Below are 17,036 nucleotides of genomic sequence, written 5' to 3'. Positions count from 1 at the left end.
TGGCGAAAGTGATCGCCGGACTTCGGCGGTCACAGGTGCAGTGCTCGAGACGGGATGGGCAACGACTGTGATCCGCTGGCGTGATCCACGTGCGCCGCTGACCGCCGCGGTTGCGGCAGGCGCGGTGGTGCTCGCTGCCGCGTTCGTCAAGGACGAACAGGTCCTGATCGCCGGGGCGATCGCCGGAGGCCTCGCGGCGCTGGTCGCCGCCGCCTCCTTGCTGGCCCTCTCGCTGAGGTCGGCCGGCCACCGCCCGACGGCGATGGGGGCGCGCTGGATGGGCGGCGGCGCCGTCATCTGGGGCGCCGGCATGGCGCTGCGTCCGTTCTCCGAGAGCGTGGTCGCCGGGGTCGCCGACATGTTCGTGCTGGTCGGCGTTGTGGTCACCGCCGGCGGCGCACTGGTGGCCGCCGATCGCAAGCTCCCGGCCAAGACTGTTCTGCGGCATATCAGCGACGCCTACCTGTGCGCCGCTTCTCTCTTCCTCATCGGATGGGTGGTGCAGCTGCGCCACGTGTACGCGGCGGCCGATCCGCCGGCGTTCACGCTCGTCATGCTGCCGCCGATGGTGGCGTTGCTGGTGACGTGCGCCGTGATCCCGTCCGTGCTGACCAGCAGGTCTTCTTCCTGGCTGCTCGGCCTGGCGGGCACCGGGGTGCTCGCCACCATGACCGCGGCGGCCCTGGCCGCCGGGGTCGCGCGCCTGGACGGCGGCACGCCGCCGACCTGGACCGTCATGCTGGCGCCCGTGGCGCTCCTGCTGCTCGCCGCCGTCCCGTGGACGCCGCGGGTCAGAGAGGCGGGGGTGCCCGTCGCCAGGAACGTCGTCGCGATGGTCCCCCTGGCGCTGGTCGCCGTGGCGGCCTGCACGCTGCTGGCCCACTTGGCCGGGGCGCGTGCCGAGCAACCCGTCACCGGCGTCGTGGTGGTCGCGGTTTCCGTGGTGCTGCTCCTGCTGGCGCGCCTGTTCGTGGCCTCGGCGGCCAACATGCGCCTGCGCGGGCTGGTCAGGCTCGGCGAGCGCCAGCTCAGAGAGCTGGCCGAGAGCTCGGGCGACGTGGTGTTCCTGTGCGACTACGAGGGCGTCCTCCGCGAGATCGGCCCCGGCGTCGAGGTCACCTACGGCTACCGCCCCGACGAGGTGGTCGGCGGGTCGATCTTCGACTACATCCACCCCGAGGACGTGCCCGGCATCCAGGTCGCCCTGCGTGCCATGCACCTCGACGAGGACAACGCCGCCCCTGGCTCCTGCCTGATCGCCTGCCGGGTACGCGCGGCCGACGGCACCTGGCGTCCCACCGAGTCGGTCGCCACCCGCCACGTCGGCGGCGACGAGCTCATGCTGGTCACCACCAGGGACGTCAGCGACGAGGAGGCCCTGCGCAACCAGGTCGCCCACCTGACCTTCCACGACGGCATCACCGGCCTGCCCAACCGCGCCTACTTCGAGGAGCGCACCCGCGAGGTGCTGACCGGGCGCGCCTCCGGGCACGTCGCGGTGATCTTCCTCGACCTCGACGGGTTCACCTCGGTCAACGACTCGGTGGGGCATGCCAGCGGCGACTACCTGCTCGGGCAGGCGGCCCGGCGGCTGCGTGGCGCCGTACGCGTCGACGACACGCTCGCCCGGTGGGGCGGCGACGAGTTCGCGGTGCTGGTGGAGACCGGCGGCGAGGCGCAGGTCGCCGTGGACCTGGCCGAGCGGCTGGTCCGGGCGGTTTCCCAGGAGCCGTTCCGGGTGGCCGACCGGGACGTGGCGCTGACCGCGAGCGTGGGCGTGGCGTTCACCGAGGACGACACGCCGGCCGGCGATCTCCTGCGTAACGCGGATGTCGCCATGGCGCGCTCCAAAGAGCTGGGCGGGCGGCGGGTGGAGGTGTTCGCCGCGCACATGCACGCGGACGTCGTACGCCGCCTGGAGCTGGCCGCCGACCTGCAGCGGGCGCTGATCGAGCAGCAGTTCGCGATCGAATACCAGCCCGTGGTCGACCTCGCCACGTCGCGGGTGACCTCGGTTGAGGCGCTCGTACGGTGGTGGCGCGGGTCGGTGTTCGTGCCGCCCGAGCAGTTCCTGGGGCCGGCCGAGGACACCGGACTGATCGTGCCGCTGAGCGAGTGGATCCTGCGCGAGGCGTGCAGGGAGGTCGCCGCCTGGCGGGCCTCGTCGTGGGACATCGGGTTGTCGCTCAACCTGTCGGCCCGTCAGATCACCGCGCCCCGCTTCGTCGAGACGGTCGAGGAGGCGCTGGCCGAGAGCGGGCTGCCGGCCTCCGCCCTCACCCTCGAGGTGATCGAGGAGATGCTCGTCGAGGACGCCGAGGAGACGATCAGGCGGCTGTCGGAGCTGCGTGCGCTCGGGGTGCGGCTGGCGATCGACGACTTCGGCACCGGCTACGCCTCGCTGGCGTTCCTCAGGCAACTGCCGGTCGACATGATCAAGATCGATCCGTCGTTCGTGGCGGGGCTCGGCAGGGACGACACGCTGACGCTGCTCACGCGGACGATCGTGCGGCTCGGCCACGATCTCGGGCTGACCGTGGTGGCTGAGGGAATCGAGCGTCCAGAACAGCTGGAGCTGCTGCGGAAAATGGGCTGCACCAGCGGCCAGGGCTTCCTCGTGGCCCGCCCCATGGCGGCGCGCGGGGTCGACTCCCTGATGCGGACGAGTCTCACGGTTTGAGACTTGTGTCCACGAAGTTGGCATCAGGGCGTTCGAAGCGGCTATCGTGGACGTCATGCTTCGCAGTGAGATTCTCGTAGTACTTCGCCGGCGCGCAGGCCGTTAGCGAAGCACCGCGACCTGCGCGCCGCCCCAGACCCACCGCCCCCGGTGGGAAGGGGCATTTTTTATGTCCTAAGCGAGTAGCCACGCAAGGAACGAGCCGATGACCGAACGCATGACAGGTGCACAAGCCCTGGTGAGGGCGTTGGAGCACGTGGGAGTCGACACCGTGTTCGGGATCCCTGGCGGCGCCATCCTGCCCGCCTACGATCCTCTCTACGACTCGACCAAGGTCCGGCACGTGCTTGTACGGCACGAGCAGGGCGCAGGCCACGCGGCCGAGGGTTATGCGCAGGCCACCGGCAAGGTCGGGGTGTGCATGGCGACCAGCGGTCCCGGCGCGACCAACCTGGTGACGCCGATCGCGGACGCCTACATGGACTCGGTGCCGATCGTGGCGATCACCGGACAGGTGGCCAGCAAGGCGATCGGCACGGACGCCTTCCAGGAGGCGGACATCTCCGGCATCACAATGCCGATCACCAAGCACAACTTCCTGGTCACCGATCCCGCGGACATCCCACGCACGATCGCGGAGGCGTTCCACATCGCCTCGACCGGCCGTCCCGGGCCGGTGCTGGTGGACATCTCCAAGGACGCGTTGCAGGCCGAGACCACCTTCTCCTGGCCGCCGGTGATGCAGCTGCCGGGCTACCGCCCGGTCACGCGGCCGCACTCCAAGCAGATCCGCGAGGCGGCCAAGCTGATCGCCGAGTCCAGGCGGCCGGTCCTGTACGTCGGCGGCGGCGTGCACAAGGCCCGAGCCTCGGCCGAGCTGCTGGAGCTGGCCGAGCTGACGAACATCCCGGTCATCACCACCCTGATGGCGCGCGGCACGTTCCCCGACAGCCATCCGCAGCACATGGGCATGCCGGGCATGCACGGCAGTGTGTCGGCCGTCGGCGCGCTGCAGCAGTCCGACCTGCTCATCGGCCTGGGCGTGCGCTTCGACGACCGGGTGACCGGCCATCTGCCGTCGTTCGCGCCGCACGCGAAGGTCGTGCACGCCGACATCGACCCGGCCGAGATCTCCAAGAACCGTCACGCCGACGTGCCGATCGTGGGCGACTGCAAGGAGGTCATCACCGACCTCATCGCCGCGATCCGGGCGTCCGGGCAGAAGGGCGACTACGCCGACTGGTGGACGGTGCTCAACGGCTACAAGGAGACCTACCCGCTGGGCTACGAGGAGTTCGAGGACGGCTCGCTGGCCCCTCAGTACGTGATGCAGCGGCTGAGCGCGATCGCCGGACCGGACACCTACTACGTGGCCGGGGTCGGGCAGCACCAGATGTGGGCCTCTCAGTTCATCGACTACGAGAACCCGGGCACGTTCATCAACTCCGGCGGCCTCGGCACCATGGGCTTCGCCGTGCCGGCCGCGATGGGCGCCAAGATGGGCCGCTCGGACGCCATGGTGTGGGCCATCGACGGCGACGGCTGCTTCCAGATGACCAACCAGGAGCTGGCCACCTGCGCGCTGGAGGGTGTGCCGATCAAGATCGCCGTCATCAACAACGGTAACCTGGGCATGGTCCGCCAGTGGCAGACGCTCTTCTACGAGGAGCGATACTCCAACACGGACCTGCAGAAGACGCGCCGGATCCCGGACTTCGTGAAGCTCGCCGAGGCCTATGGTTGTGTGGGTCTGCGGTGCGAGCGTCCCGAGGACGTGGACGCCGTCATCAAGAAGGCCATGGAGATCAACGACGTGCCCGTCGTGGTCGACTTCGTCGTCCACCAGGACGCGATGGTCTGGCCCATGGTCGCGGCAGGCACCAGCAACGACGACATCAAGATCGCCCGCGACATGGCGCCGAAGTGGGAGAACGAGGATGAGTAGGCACACTCTGTCGGTGCTTGTCGAGAACAAGCCGGGCGTGCTGGCGCGCGTGTCGGCGCTGTTCAGCCGGCGCGGCTTCAACATCGACTCGCTGGCCGTCGGGCCGACCGAGCACGACGACATCTCGCGCATGACGATCGTCGTCAGCGTCGAGGACCTGCCGCTCGAGCAGGTCACCAAGCAGCTCAACAAGCTGGTTAACGTGCTCAAGATCGTCGAGCTCGACCCGTCGCAGTCGGTGCAGCGCGAGCTGATGCTGATCAAGGTCAAGGCCGACGCCGAGAACCGCTCGCACGTGCTGGAGCTCGTCCAGCTCTTCCGCGCCCGCTGCGTCGACGTGGCGGCCGACGCCGTGACCATCGAGGTCACCGGCACTCCCGACAAGCTCGACGCGTTCATCAAGGTCCTCGAGCCGTTCGGGATCAAAGAACTCGTCCAATCGGGCATGGTGGCCATCGGCCGCGGCGCCCGTTCCATCACTGACCGGTCCCTCAGGGCACTGGACCGTACCGCCTGAAAGGTTTTGAGCAAGTGACCGAGATTTACTACGACGACCAGGCCGACCTGTCGATCATCCAGGGACGCCACGTGGCCGTGCTGGGGTACGGCAGCCAGGGCCACGCCCACGCGCTCTCCCTTCGGGACTCCGGCGTGGACGTGCGGGTCGGCCTGCCCGAGGGCTCCAAGAGCCGCGAGAAGGCGGAGAACGACGGCCTGCGGGTCGTCACGCCGGCGGAGGCCGTCGAGGAGGCCAACGTCACGATGATCCTCGCGCCGGACCACATCCAGCGCCACCTCTACGCCGAGCACGTCGCCCCCAACCTCGTCGAGGGCGACGCCCTGTTCTTCGGCCACGGCCTGAACATCCGCTACGGCCTCATCGAGGCGCCCGAGGGCGTGGACGTGTGCATGGTCGCCCCGAAGGGCCCCGGCCACCTCGTCCGCCGTCAGTTCGAGGCCGGGCGCGGCGTGCCGTGTCTCGTGGCCGTCGAGAAGGACGCCTCCGGCAAGGCGCTGGACCTGGCGCTGTCGTACGCCAAGGGCATCGGCGGCACCCGCGCCGGCGCGCTGCGCACCACGTTCAAGGAGGAGACGGAGACCGACCTGTTCGGCGAGCAGGCCGTGCTCTGCGGCGGTGTGTCCGAGCTCATCAAGGCGGGCTTCGACACGCTGATCGAGGCCGGCTACCAGCCGGAGGTCGCCTACTTCGAGTGCCTGCACGAGATGAAGCTCATCGTCGACCTGATGTACGAGGGCGGCATCTCCAAGATGTACTGGTCCGTCTCCGACACGGCCGAGTACGGCGGCTACACGCGCGGCCCGCGCGTGATCGGCGATGAGGCCCGTCAGGAGATGCGCCGCATCCTGGGCGAGATCCAGGACGGGTCGTTCGCGCGGGAGCTCGTCGATGAGTTCGACAGCGGCCAGAAGAAGTTCTCGCAATACCGCGAGGAGCTGGCCGAGGACCCGATCGAGAAGACGGGCGCCAAGCTGCGCCCGATGATGAGCTGGCTGAAGGCCTAGTTCACCGGGCGATCCGGGTGGGCGTTCGCGCGCCCACCCGGTGCCCGATCGGCGTACGTGGCCAGCATCAAGGTCCGGATGGGCGCGAGAAGACGGTACCGGCGTCCGGCCGGCGTCTCCTCCGAGAGCACCAGCCCGCGATCGACGAGGGCGGCCAGGGTGTTGAGCGGCTGAGCGGTCAGCCTCTCGAGGCTGAACTGCCGGCCCAGCGCGGCCGCCTGGAGCAGCAGGGTCTGCTCGGGCTCCGTCAGCTCGCCCCACGCCGCGTCGAGGCTCTTCGCGAACGGAGCCGTCGCGTCCATCAGCGAGCTCAGGTCTGACGCGGCCAGCGTGGCGAGGGGGAGGGCACGCAGCAACGAGGCGAGGAACTCCACGACGGCCGGGATGCCGTCCGCTTGGCCACAGAGGCTGCGTACGTGCGACTGGTCGTCGGGGGAGAAGGACAGTCCGGGCACGGCCTGCGTCGCGCGAAGCCGGAACAGTTTCTCGCACGACGCCTTGTCCAGCGGCCGGGTCACCCAGGTGGCCTCGCCGGACAGCCCGAGCGGCCGATTGGCCGCAACGAGGACGGCAGTGGAGTCGTCACCGGCGAGAAACGGCTGTGTCAGCTGCGCTACCAGATCGAGCCGGTCGTCGCAGCCGTCGATCGCGAGGAGCGTGGCGCCGGCGTCGGCGTGCTTGGCCACGATCCGCCTGGCCGCGTCGTCGCCGGCGAAATCGCTCAGCCGCACGTACCGGCCACCGGGATGGGTGAGCGCGATTTCCGCCGTCAGCCTGGTCTTGCCGACGCCCGGTGGCCCGATGACCGTCACCAGCCGATGTTGGGCCAGCAGCGCGCCTATCTGTTCGCACTCGGTCGCCCGGCCCAGCAGCCGGGTGCGCGGGCGCGACGGTCTGCGGCCGAGGGAATCCGTGTGGGCTTGCTGGAGCTGGGTTCCGGGGCCGATGCCGAGTTCGGTGGACAGCCGCCTCCTGATGGTGTCGAACACCTGGATGGCCGAGCCCTGCTGGCCGAGCGCGGTCAGACCCGTCATCAATATGGCGTGCGCTGCCTCATCCAGAGACTCGGAGTGGCAGAGTGGCTGGATGAGCTTGATCGCCAGGGCGGGGCGACCCTCGTCGAGCGCGACCTGCGCGGAGCGCCGGATCACGGCGTCGCGCTCGGTGAGGAGCACCTTGACGAGGCGGGTGTCGACGCGCCTGGCGGGCACGTTGGTGAAGGGGCGGCCACGCCAGAGTCCGAGGGCCTTGGACAGCGACTGGAACGTGGCATCGCTTCTGGCCGCCTCCCGGCGGAACAGGCCGAGATCGGAGGCGCTCTCGCCGAGGTCGAGGTAGTAGCCGTTGGCGTCGGTGACGAGCTGGAGGTCGGTATCGGACTCGCGAAGCCAGGCGCGTAATCGGCAGGCGGCGAGATAGAGAGCCCCCTTGGGGTCGCGCGGCGGATCGTGCCGCCAGACCACGTCGATCAGCGCCTGAGCGGCGATGGGCGTCGAGGCGGAGGCGAGCAGGCCGAGCAGCGCCCGCAGGACCGGCGCGGGTGGAGCATGGAGGGCGCCGTCTCTGACCAGACCGACTGGACCGAGCACCCCTACGACGACGTTGCGCAACCGTCACCTCCCGATCTTGACGACGATCATACGGATCGGTCGATCTTTCTGGTAGGGGCCCTTTCCGGAATCCTTCCGGAGCCTTTCCGCGCACCATATGTGGTCAATCATCCGATTTTTCTGCGCGGAATCCTCTTGATGGTTGATTGGTCTGGCTTGATCGTCGGTCCCATGCGCTCGCTATCGCTCGCTGCATCGGTGGCCCTGGCCGCCTCTGTGCTGCTGACGGCATCTCCCGCCAACGCGGCAACCCCACAAGGTGTCTGCGGGTCCGGCTACTCGGTCGTCGACTCGCTGCCCATCTCCACCGGAAAGCTCTGGGCCACGGTGTACCTGCTGTACAACAGCGGCAACGGCTACAACTGCGTGGTCACGATGAAGAAGACCGACCTCTCCGTGGCCACGTTCACCGAGGCGCGGCTGCAGGTCAGCGGATCGTCCACGATTCACCGAAACAACGGCAATTTCTTCGAGTACGCGGGTCCGGTCCGGGCGTATGCCCGAGGCAAGTGCGTCCAGTTCGGCGGCACGGCCTCCGACCGGGGCGGCCAGAGGTTCGCGAGCCTGAGCCCGTGGGGCCACTGCGGATGAGCACCAACCACACAGAGGAGCGATGAGGTGAAAGATCGTACGCCGGACGGCCGCACCCTCGTGGTCGACGGAAATTCGCTGCCCTTCCTTAACTCCTGGGCCTACGTCTTCTGGATGCACGGTCCCGACGGGGCCTTCCGCGCCCAGGTCGTGCCCGCCGGCTCGGCGGAGATCCTGGGCAAGCAGCTCGGCGACTGGCCGCGCTACAAGGTCCGCGAGATCGCACACAACGGCGGAAGAATCCTCTCGCTCGAGGACGCTTCCATCGGCGGGACCACTTTCGTATGGGTGGGCCCGCAGCACGAGATCGCCACCTACATCGGCGGGACGAACGTCCCCCTGGAGATCTTCATGGACTGGCTCGCCCAGTTCGACGTCCAGGACTCGCCCACCGGCCTGACCATGCTTCCCCGTCCGGGATCGCGGGTGCGATATGGGCGGATGCTCGCGTTCAACACGATCGACCAGGTGTGCTCCGTGCAAATCAAGCCGAAGGGCGATGTCACGGACGCACTGCCGCGCAGTACGGGCAAGCGCGTGCGCGGTGGATCGATGTGGCGCTCCGACGAGTACGACGAGCAAGGAAACCTGAAGGTGCGCTCGGCCATCGTGGTCAACGACACCACCGCCACGACGATCGTGGCCGCCGAGCCGGACGACCCGGCGTTCGTCGGCGTGGTCGAATCGGTGAGCTGCGGGCTGAGCTGATGCAGAACATCATGAACACCATCGCGGTCCTGGCCCTGCTCGGCACCGTGATCGCGCTCTTCGCCCTGTCCGCGCTCCTCAAGATGGTGCGCGATCTGCAGAACGAGGTCCGCGGCATGGCTTCGGTCGCGCCCGTTCCGACCATGCAACGGTCGGTGCCCCGCTTCGCCTCGGCCGACGGGCTGCCGACCTTCGTGCTGGTGGTGCGGGAGGAGTGTTACAACTGCGCCGAGCGGGCGCGGCGACTGGCGCTCACCCCCGGCTCCGCCGTACAGGGGCACTTGGTCCTGCTCGCCGCGACCCCGGGATGCGCCGACTGGGTGGCGAGTACGGACGTGACGGCGATCATCGACGCCGACCTGCTCGGCACGGTCGCGGTCGGTGCCACGCCATCGCTGGTGAAGTACGCCGCCGACGGCACGGAGGAGTGGCGGCGGGCGGTCGGCTCCGACGAAGACCTGGACACCTACCTCGGCGTGTCCGTACAAGAACCCATCGAAGTGAGGTGAGCTGGATGACCGACGTCGCACGTTACTGGGATGGCGTCCCGTCAGTGGACGATGAGCCCGCCAAGCGGGCCGGGCTCGGCACGCTCGTCCCATCGCGCAGGACGATGATGAAGTCCATCGTGGCGCTGGGCGGTGCCCTCGCCCTCAACGTCGTCAGCGCGCTCCCGCCGATCCGGCCGAAGAGCGCGAGCGCGGCAGTGGGCACCGAGCATCTCAACTGCGCCGGCTACAACAACTATTCCGGTTACAGCAACAACACCAAAGCCTGCGTCGGCTTCCCCTACAGCAGGAGTTACTGCGGCTCCGACGGCTGGTTCATCAGGTCGAGCGGCACCTGCTACAACAGCTACCCGATCTCCATCTGCGGTGAGGGCAGCTACAGCAACAGGAACGCCTGGCGCTGGACCCACAGCGGCACACCGTACCGGTGCGCCGACGGCAAGGTCGCGACCTGCGGTGCTACCAGCACCTACATCTGCTCCTGGTCGAATCCCTGATGAAGCGCGCGCTCCAGGCGTCCCCGATCGCGCTCGGCCTGGCGGTTTGCGCGATCGCCCTGGCGGCGAGCCACCTCACGTGGAGCCTCTCGCTCGACGTGCTGGCGTGGACCCTGCTCGGGGTCACCGCCGGGTACTCGCTGTCCGGGTCGGTTTGAAGCCTCAATTCAGCGGATCTGCTGACCTCGTCGGTCTGGCGAGGCAAGCTGGGCGCGTTCGTCATCGGGCTGATGCTCGGCGCGCTGGTCTCCGGTCTCGTCGTGGGGATCGTCGGCGGTCTGGCCGCCGTGCTGCCCCTGACGGTGCGCCTTTGGGTGCTCGTTCCGGTCGCTGCTGTGATCCTGGCCTTCGAACTGGCCGGGAGGCCGCTCTCGTTGCCGCAGAACCGGCGGCTCGTGCCGCAGGAGGTCGTCAACCACGGTAGCTTCGACGGTCCTCTGCAGTTCGGCTTCGAGATGGGCACCGGTGTGCGGACCTTCACCCCGACCGCCCTGCCTCACCTGCTGGTCCTGGTCACCGTCCTCGTGGGCGGGATCGGTCAGGGGCTGCTGGTCGGGATCGGGTTCGGACTGGGGCGTGCGCTCATGCCGACCGCTCGCGCGCTGAGCGACGATCCCCGGCAATGGGACAACGCGATGTTGCGGTCGATCGTGTGGGTGGGCCGCCTGTGCGCGGTCGGCTTCCTGTTGTCGCTGCTCATCGTGGTGATGTGACAGTGGCCGTGCTCAACGCTCTGTGTGCCGGGCTGGCGCTGGCGGGTGCGATGCTGCTGCTCTACGCCTCGCTGCGCCGCCTGGCCGGCGGCGGGAGCCTGTCTCGTACGGTCGCCGCGCACGGCATCCTGCCGCCCGCGTCGGCCCGGCTCGCCGAGCCCATCGAACTGGTCGTGGGCCTGTCCATGTCCGTTTCATGGCTTGCGGGATGGCTGCTGCCCTTCCTGGCCGGGGCGGTCTGGTACGCGTTCCTGGCCGGATATCTGGCGCTGGTGCTCCGCAAGAAGGGCAGGGTGCCGTGCGGCTGCCTGGATGAGGAGAGCCCGGTGACGCCGGCGAAGATCGGGCGGGCCGCCGTGATCGCGGTGGCGTGCGTCGCCGTGGCCGGGAGCGCACCGCCTCCCGGCCTGGGGCTGCGGCTGGTTCACCTGCCGGTGGCACTCTTCGTCGCGGCGCTCCTGGTCCTTCTCGATCGAGTGCTGGCTCTTCGCGAAGCACATCCATAAAGGTCCACCGCGTAGCGGCGGCCCGCCGCTACGCGGTGCGGCCCGGCTCGGCGACAGCATGCTGATCGCTTTCAAGAGCGGGCCGGTCGATGTGATCGGCGTGGTAGAGGCCCTCGGTCAGGAGACGGCGTACGTGCTCGTCCGCCGCTCTGTAATACACGAACGTCCCCTCGCGCCGCCCCTTGACCAGCCCGGCCAGGCGAAGCTTGGCCAGGTGCTGGCTGACGGCGGTGGGGGCGGCGTCGGCGAGCTCGGCCAGGCAGGCGACAGACGACTCGCCCTGTAGCAGCGCCCACAGGATCTTGATGCGGGTCGGGTCGGAGAGCAGCCGGAACGACTCCGCCGCCAGGTGCACCTGTTCCTCGTTCGGCATGTCGAAGTCGGGCAGCGACGTGTGCATGCCGCCAGCATAGCCGCCGACCCCCTTATTTGCGTACCTGCGTGAATGCGCATGTACGATGCCACGGTGACTACAGAGCTGAGAACGCGCCCTGCTGAGGTCGTGCCGCCGGCCGGAGCCGCGACGTGGTGGCGGACCGGGGCGGGATCGTTGCCCGAGGTCCGCTGGGCGGTGGCCGCCACCGCGCTGTTCGCGGCCGGAGGCGCCGCGCACCTGGCCGGGGCGCCGTCGTGGATCTGGTGGGCGCTCTATCTCGCCTGCTACGCCGCCGGAGGCTGGGAACCCGGGCTGGCCGGACTGCGGGCGCTGCGGGACAAGACGCTGGACGTCGATCTGCTGATGGTGGTGGCGGCGATCGGGGCCGCCGCGATCGGGCAGGTCTTCGACGGCGCGCTGCTCATCGTCATCTTCGCCACCTCCGGCGCGCTGGAGGCCGTCGCCACCAAACGCACCGAGGACTCCGTACGCGGGCTCCTGGACCTGGCCCCCGAGCAGGCCACCCGCGTGACGGAGACCGGCGGCGAGGAGCTCGTCGACACCGCCGGCCTGCAGGTCGGCGAGATCATCCTGGTGCGGCCGGGAGAGCGGATCGGCGCCGACGGCGAGGTCGTGGCCGGCGCCAGCGACGTCGACCAGGCCACCATCACCGGCGAGAGCCTGCCGGTGGACAAGCGACCCGGCGACGAGGTGTTCGCCGGCACCCTCAACGGCGTGGGCGTCCTGCGGGTACGGGTGACGCGGCCGGCGGCGGGGACGGTGATCGCCCGGATCGTGGCCATGGTGGAGCAGGCCGGCGCCACGAAAGCACGTGCTCAGCTGTTCATCGAGAAGGTCGAGCAGCGCTACTCCGTCGCCATGGTCGCCGCGACCATCGCGTTGTTCACCGTGCCGCTGTTGTGGGGCGTGCCGCTCCAGGAGAGCCTGCTGCGGGCGATGACCTTCATGATCGTGGCCTCGCCCTGCGCCGTGGTGCTGGCGACCATGCCGCCGCTGCTGGCCGCCATCGCCACCGCGGGGCGCAACGGCGTGCTGGTCAAGTCCGCCGTGGTCATGGAGCAGCTGGCCGCGGTCACCCAGGTCGCCTTCGACAAGACCGGCACGCTGACCGAGGGGCGGCCCTACCTGGCCGAGGTCCGCGTACTGTCCGGCACTCGAGAGGGCGTCCTCGCGCTGGCCGCGGCGGCGGAGGAGGGATCGGAGCACCCGCTCGGCCGCGCCGTCGTCCAGGCGGCTCGCGAGGCGGGTCTGGCCTGGCCCCCGGCGGAGTCGTTCGAGGCGGTGCCGGGGACCGGCGTACGGGCGCATGTCGACGGGAACCTGGTCGAGATCGGCAGCCCCGCCGCGCTCCTGCCGCCTGCCTCTCCTGGGAACCGGCAGTGCGGCGAGGTGGTCGGCGAGCTGGACGACGGCCTTGGCGGGTGCAGGTCGGTGGTCGGCGAGCTGGAGGACGGTGGGCACAGTGCCGTGGTGATGCGGGTGGACGGTGTGCCCGTCGCCGTGCTGGCCCTCGCCGACCGCACGCGGCCCGGCGCGGCCGCCGCCGTTGCCCACCTGAAGGCCGTGACCGAGGCCCCGCCGGTGCTGCTGACCGGCGACAACCCGCGCGCGGCCGGCCGGGTGGCCACCCACGTCGGGATCGGCGACGTGTACGCCGGCCTGCTACCGGAGCACAAGGTGACCGCGGTGCGCGAGCTCCAGGAACGGGGTGCACGGGTGGCGCTCGTGGGCGACGGCGTCAACGACGCCCCCGCGCTGGCCTCGGCCCACACCGGCATCGCGATGGGCCGGGCCGGCTCCGATCTCGCCCTGGACACGGCCGACGCGGTCATCACGCGGGACGAGCTGGCCGCCGTACCGGCCGTGCTCTCCCTGGCCCGGCGGGCCCGCCGCCTGGTCATCGCCAACCTCGCCATTGCCGGGACCTTCATCGCCGTGCTGGTGGGCTGGGACCTGTTCGGCGAGCTGCCGCTGCCGCTCGGCGTGGCCGGGCACGAGGGCTCCACCGTCATCGTCGGCCTCAACGGCCTGCGCCTGCTTCGCGACGCGGCCTGGCGTCGCGCTGCGACGGCGGGCCTCAGGTGATCGAGACGAGGTGGCCGTAGGCGATGGTGTTGTTCCGATAGTGGCCGCTCGTGCGGTCGAAGGCGCCGCCGCAGGTGATCAGCCGGATGGCCGGGTACGCCACGTCGCCGTAGACGCGCTGGGTGGGGAAGGCGTCCTTGCGGACCGACTCCAGCGCGTCGACCTGGAACGTGGCGACCCTGCCGTCGGCACGCGTCACCCGTACGCGATCGCCCGGGCGCAGCTCGCCGAGCCGGTAGAAGACGGCGGGGCCGTCGGCGGTGTCCACGTGGCCGACGATCACGGTGGGGCCGGCGGTTCCCGGGGCCGCGCTCCGCTCGTACCAGCCCGTCTGCTCGGCCTTCGACAGGGGCGGGACCTCCAGCGTGCCGTCGGAGCCGAGACCCAGTTTCATGACCTTCGCCCGTACGCCGATCCCGGGGATCTCCACGTGCACCGGGGGCGAGGCCGGGACCCGCGGAGTCGCGGCCGCCGGAACGGTGGCGGCGGTGGCGGGCGCGGGAGCCGGAAGGGCGGGCGCCGCGGACCGGGGCCACGACGACGTCGCGATCAGAGCGGCGGCGCCGAGCCCGGCGGCGAGGGCGGGCAGCACGACGCCACGGCGGGCACGAGGTTTGGACAAAGGGTACCTAGCCCGGATCAAGGGGTAGACAAGCGGCATTCGTGAGATGCAACTGTATATGAGCCGATAGGGCCTCTTGAGGTGTTAAAGCAGGGCAAATGGTGTGGTAGATTGCCTTTTGCTCGCTGACTTGGGCATTTGCTCCACCAGGCGATAGCTGCGTCTCATCACCCCACTTCGCCTGAAAGCGCCCACGTGACCCCTCAGCGGGCCGTCGCGCGACCGCGACCGACGTCGCACCGTGACGATGGCAAGACAACCCTGCCCTGGACGCCGATCGACCGGATGCGTGTCACGGCGCTGATCCCCGCCCACAACGAGGCCGAGCAGATCGCCGAGAGCATCGACTCGCTGCGTTTCCAGACCCGGCCGCCGGATCGCGTCATCGTGATCGCCGACAACTGCCTCGACGCCACTGCCCGCATCGCCCGCGCTTGTGGCGCCGAGGTGTACGAGACCGTGGGCAATGCGCACAAGAAGGCGGGCGCGCTCAACCAGGTGCTCGACCGGCTGCTGCACTTCCTCGGTCCCGACGACGCGATCCTCGTCATGGACGCCGACTCGGCGCTGGAGCGGGGCTTCGTCCAGGCCGGGCTCGAATACCTGAGCGGCGGCCGCTACGCCGCCGTCGGCGGCACCTTCACCGGCAAGGACGGCGGCGGGTTCGTCGGCATGCTCCAGCGCAACGAGTACGTCCGCTACGCTCGCGACGTCCGCCGGCTCCAGGGCAAGGCGCTCGTGCTGACCGGGACCGCCACCCTCTTCCGCGCGCTCACGTTGCAACAGGTCGTCGCCGCGCGGCGCGCCGGTCGCCTGCCCGGCGCGGGCCACGTGTACGACGTGCGCGTCCTCACCGAGGACAACGAGCTGACGCTGGCCATCCTTCACCTGCGCCTGCGCATCCTGGCGCCCAGCGAATGCACGCTGACCACCGAGGTCATGCCCACCTGGCGCGAGCTCTTTCGCCAGCGGTTGCGCTGGAAGCGCGGCGCGCTGGAGAACCTGACCGACTACGGATGGACGAAGGTGACCCGGCCCTACTGGGGACGGCAGGTGCTCTCGCTCATCGGCGTCGTGGTCGTCTTCCTCTACCTGGGGACCGTTGCGTGGTCCATCGCGGTGACGGGTGGCCTGCTGATCCAGCCCGTGTGGGCCGCCATCACCGTGGTCTTCATGGTCGAACGCGTCGTGACCGTACGCGCCCGCGGTCCCCGGCAGATGCTCCTGGCCGGGTTGCTGTTCGTGGAGATGGTCTTCGACGTGTTCCTGCAGATCGTCCAGGCGAAGGCCTTTTGGGAGGCGGCCTGGCACAGAGAAAGGAAATGGTGAGTATGTACAACAACCTGCCGATCGGGGGTGTGGCGGCCGGTTTCGGGGGTCTCGTGTCCGCTCCATTCGCCGGGGTCAACGCGATCTGGATCGGGCTGGCGATCTTCACGGTCGTCTCCGCGGGTCTCGCCGTCAAGCGGATCATTCCCAAGCGCGGGGCCTGAACCCCTTGAGCGCCTCTCTCGTCGAGGGGCGCTCACCCAGGCCACCAAGGGGCACACGCTCGTCGTCCCGAGAACGCATCACCGTGATCTCGCGGACATCCCGATCGAGGAGGCGGCGCACGCCATGCGGGCCGCCGTAGAGGTGGCTCACACCACCATGGACGGAAATCGTGCGTCCGATCGCGTCGCTGCGCGGACTGGCGGAGGAAATCCGCGACAACGCCTAGCAATATCGCTTTGCTCGAACAAGTTGACTAACGATCTTAGATGCACAAGATTGTTCGCGTCCCTTTGGACCGTCCCAAGGAAACGCGAATGAAGCGAACAATCGTCGGTGCCGCGGTGGTAGCGGGCCTGGCCTTAGCGGCCGCCCCCGCGCAGGCGACGCCCAAGATCGACCCGGTGAAGACGCTCAAGGCCGAGCTGGCGCCGGGCAAGGCCGTCAATGTGCTGGCCACGGCGAAGGTGACGTACTCGCCGGGCCAGGTCGCCACGTCCGAGCTCGATGGCACGATCGGGTTCGGCACGCGTGGCGTGGTCGCCTCCGATGTGGCCCACACCCTGCGCTACAGCGCGGATCTGCTGCGCAGGATGATGAAGGCGAAGCCGGAGGAGACCGAGGCGCTGCAGCAGTCGTCCACCAGGATGATCTCGGCTGGGGACGTGAGCTATGTCTCCGGGCCGGTGGTGGAGACGGCGTTGCGGCGGGCCGACGCGAGCTGGGTGCGCTATGGAGCCGTGGCGGGACCGGCCAGCAATCTGTTGATCGAGGTGTTGGAGCCGGCCACGCTCAAGACGCTGCTGGCCGAGCGCACCTCCGCGCGTGACGGGGTGGTGAAGGGGTCGATCACGACCAAGAAGCTCGCCTCGGTGTCCGACGCCTTTGCCGAGCGGTTCGGGGCGCCCTCGAAGAAGGGCCGGGTCGGCAAGATCTCCTACACGATCTGGGTCGGTGGCGACGGCCTGGTCGAGCGGGTGTCCGCCAAGGGTGTGCTGCCTGTGGGCGACAAGGGCTCGGTGCAGGTCGAGTCGGAGACCAGGTTCATGGACTGGGGGCGTCAGGTCACCGTTCTGCTTCCTCTGCGGGGGGACGTGATCGACCAGAGTGAGGTCAAGGATGACGTTCCCGCCGGTGTTCCGGGGGTCTGGAACTAGA

At 69.4% G+C, this 17,036-nt stretch carries 18 protein-coding genes and 1 pseudogene; 16 read left to right on the top strand and 3 right to left on the bottom strand.

Annotation, left to right across the window (positions count from 1 at the left end; all coding sequences use genetic code 11):
* Positions 1-67 precede the first annotated feature (67 nt).
* From ACTWQA_RS06225 to ilvC, 4 genes are all read left to right on the top strand, one after another.
* A complete protein-coding gene (locus ACTWQA_RS06225) occupies positions 68-2,680 on the top strand; it encodes a putative bifunctional diguanylate cyclase/phosphodiesterase (protein WP_443158302.1) in 2,613 nt (870 codons plus the stop codon).
* Positions 2,681-2,885: 205 nt separating this feature from the next.
* Positions 2,886-4,625: an acetolactate synthase large subunit gene (locus ACTWQA_RS06220; protein WP_443158301.1), complete on the top strand. Its 1,740-nt coding sequence runs from the start codon at positions 2,886-2,888 to the stop codon at positions 4,623-4,625.
* A complete protein-coding gene (gene ilvN / locus ACTWQA_RS06215) occupies positions 4,618-5,142 on the top strand; it encodes an acetolactate synthase small subunit (protein ID WP_443158300.1) in 525 nt (174 codons plus the stop codon). Before ACTWQA_RS06220 ends, ilvN begins: the two co-directional genes overlap by 8 nt.
* A 23-nt stretch (positions 5,143-5,165) precedes the next feature.
* Positions 5,166-6,149, top strand: a complete 984-nt coding sequence (ilvC, locus tag ACTWQA_RS06210; protein WP_327591021.1) for a ketol-acid reductoisomerase — start codon at positions 5,166-5,168, stop codon at positions 6,147-6,149.
* Here the strand turns inward: ilvC and ACTWQA_RS06205 are convergent.
* Positions 6,146-7,759 carry an AfsR/SARP family transcriptional regulator gene (locus ACTWQA_RS06205; RefSeq protein WP_443158299.1) on the bottom strand — a complete coding sequence of 538 codons (1,614 nt, stop codon included), beginning with the start codon at positions 7,757-7,759 and terminating at the stop codon, positions 6,146-6,148. The two genes, ilvC and ACTWQA_RS06205, sit on opposite strands and share 4 nt — an antisense overlap.
* A gap of 171 nt (positions 7,760-7,930) precedes the next feature.
* Between ACTWQA_RS06205 and ACTWQA_RS06200 the strand changes: the two genes are divergently transcribed.
* The 7 genes from ACTWQA_RS06200 to ACTWQA_RS06170 all read left to right on the top strand — a co-directional run bounded on the left by ACTWQA_RS06200 (position 7,931) and on the right by ACTWQA_RS06170 (position 11,283).
* Complete coding sequence (locus ACTWQA_RS06200) at positions 7,931-8,350, top strand: spore-associated protein A (protein ID WP_443158298.1); 420 nt, start codon at positions 7,931-7,933, stop codon at positions 8,348-8,350.
* A 27-nt stretch (positions 8,351-8,377) separates the two neighbouring features.
* Positions 8,378-9,058 carry a hypothetical protein gene (locus ACTWQA_RS06195; protein WP_443158297.1) on the top strand — a complete coding sequence of 227 codons (681 nt, stop codon included), beginning with the start codon at positions 8,378-8,380 and terminating at the stop codon, positions 9,056-9,058.
* An 11-nt stretch (positions 9,059-9,069) separates the two neighbouring features.
* The gene (locus ACTWQA_RS06190) at positions 9,070-9,567 is read left to right on the top strand and encodes a hypothetical protein (protein WP_443158296.1); all 498 of its coding nucleotides are present in this window, start codon (positions 9,070-9,072) and stop codon (positions 9,565-9,567) included.
* 5 nt (positions 9,568-9,572) lie between these two features.
* The gene (locus ACTWQA_RS06185; protein ID WP_443158295.1) at positions 9,573-10,064 is read left to right on the top strand and encodes a hypothetical protein; all 492 of its coding nucleotides are present in this window, start codon (positions 9,573-9,575) and stop codon (positions 10,062-10,064) included.
* Positions 10,064-10,222, top strand: coding sequence for a hypothetical protein (locus ACTWQA_RS06180; protein ID WP_305916661.1), 159 nt, complete (start codon positions 10,064-10,066; stop codon positions 10,220-10,222). Before ACTWQA_RS06185 ends, ACTWQA_RS06180 begins: the two co-directional genes overlap by 1 nt.
* A 72-nt stretch (positions 10,223-10,294) precedes the next feature.
* Entirely contained in the window at positions 10,295-10,777 is a 483-nt protein-coding gene (locus ACTWQA_RS06175) for a hypothetical protein (RefSeq protein WP_305916660.1), read from the top strand.
* Entirely contained in the window at positions 10,774-11,283 is a 510-nt protein-coding gene (locus ACTWQA_RS06170) for a MauE/DoxX family redox-associated membrane protein (RefSeq protein ID WP_443158294.1), read from the top strand. Before ACTWQA_RS06175 ends, ACTWQA_RS06170 begins: the two co-directional genes overlap by 4 nt.
* A gap of 28 nt (positions 11,284-11,311) precedes the next feature.
* Here ACTWQA_RS06170 and ACTWQA_RS06165 read toward each other — a convergent pair whose 3' ends face one another.
* Positions 11,312-11,683 carry an ArsR/SmtB family transcription factor gene (locus tag ACTWQA_RS06165; RefSeq protein WP_443158293.1) on the bottom strand — a complete coding sequence of 124 codons (372 nt, stop codon included), beginning with the start codon at positions 11,681-11,683 and terminating at the stop codon, positions 11,312-11,314.
* Positions 11,684-11,749: 66 nt separating this feature from the next.
* On the opposite strand from ACTWQA_RS06165, the gene ACTWQA_RS06160 reads away from it, so the two are divergent.
* Positions 11,750-13,765, top strand: coding sequence for a heavy metal translocating P-type ATPase (locus tag ACTWQA_RS06160; protein ID WP_443158292.1), 2,016 nt, complete (start codon positions 11,750-11,752; stop codon positions 13,763-13,765).
* On the opposite strand, the gene ACTWQA_RS06155 is transcribed toward ACTWQA_RS06160, so the two are convergent.
* Positions 13,758-14,387, bottom strand: a complete 630-nt coding sequence (locus ACTWQA_RS06155) for a class F sortase (RefSeq protein ID WP_443158291.1) — start codon at positions 14,385-14,387, stop codon at positions 13,758-13,760. The two genes, ACTWQA_RS06160 and ACTWQA_RS06155, sit on opposite strands and share 8 nt — an antisense overlap.
* 285 nt (positions 14,388-14,672) lie before the next feature.
* On the opposite strand from ACTWQA_RS06155, the gene ACTWQA_RS06150 reads away from it, so the two are divergent.
* The 4 genes and pseudogenes from ACTWQA_RS06150 to ACTWQA_RS06135 all read left to right on the top strand — a co-directional run bounded on the left by ACTWQA_RS06150 (position 14,673) and on the right by ACTWQA_RS06135 (position 17,035).
* The gene (locus tag ACTWQA_RS06150; RefSeq protein ID WP_443158290.1) at positions 14,673-15,716 is read left to right on the top strand and encodes a glycosyltransferase family 2 protein; all 1,044 of its coding nucleotides are present in this window, start codon (positions 14,673-14,675) and stop codon (positions 15,714-15,716) included.
* Between the two features lie 2 nt (positions 15,717-15,718).
* Positions 15,719-15,880: a hypothetical protein gene (locus ACTWQA_RS06145; protein WP_443158360.1), complete on the top strand. Its 162-nt coding sequence runs from the start codon at positions 15,719-15,721 to the stop codon at positions 15,878-15,880.
* A gap of 55 nt (positions 15,881-15,935) precedes the next feature.
* A pseudogene (locus ACTWQA_RS06140) lies at positions 15,936-16,199 on the top strand (hypothetical protein); the annotation flags it as partial.
* Positions 16,196-17,035 carry a hypothetical protein gene (locus ACTWQA_RS06135; RefSeq protein ID WP_443158289.1) on the top strand — a complete coding sequence of 280 codons (840 nt, stop codon included), beginning with the start codon at positions 16,196-16,198 and terminating at the stop codon, positions 17,033-17,035. The pseudogene ACTWQA_RS06140 and the gene ACTWQA_RS06135, both read left to right, overlap by 4 nt.
* The last annotated feature ends 1 nt before the right edge of the window (position 17,036 follow it).

Origin of the sequence: Nonomuraea sp. 10N515B (assembly GCF_052245915.1) — a bacterium.
Taxonomy (GTDB): Bacteria; Actinomycetota; Actinomycetes; order Streptosporangiales; family Streptosporangiaceae; genus Nonomuraea.
This window is presented reverse-complemented; position numbering and strand designations above follow the sequence as displayed.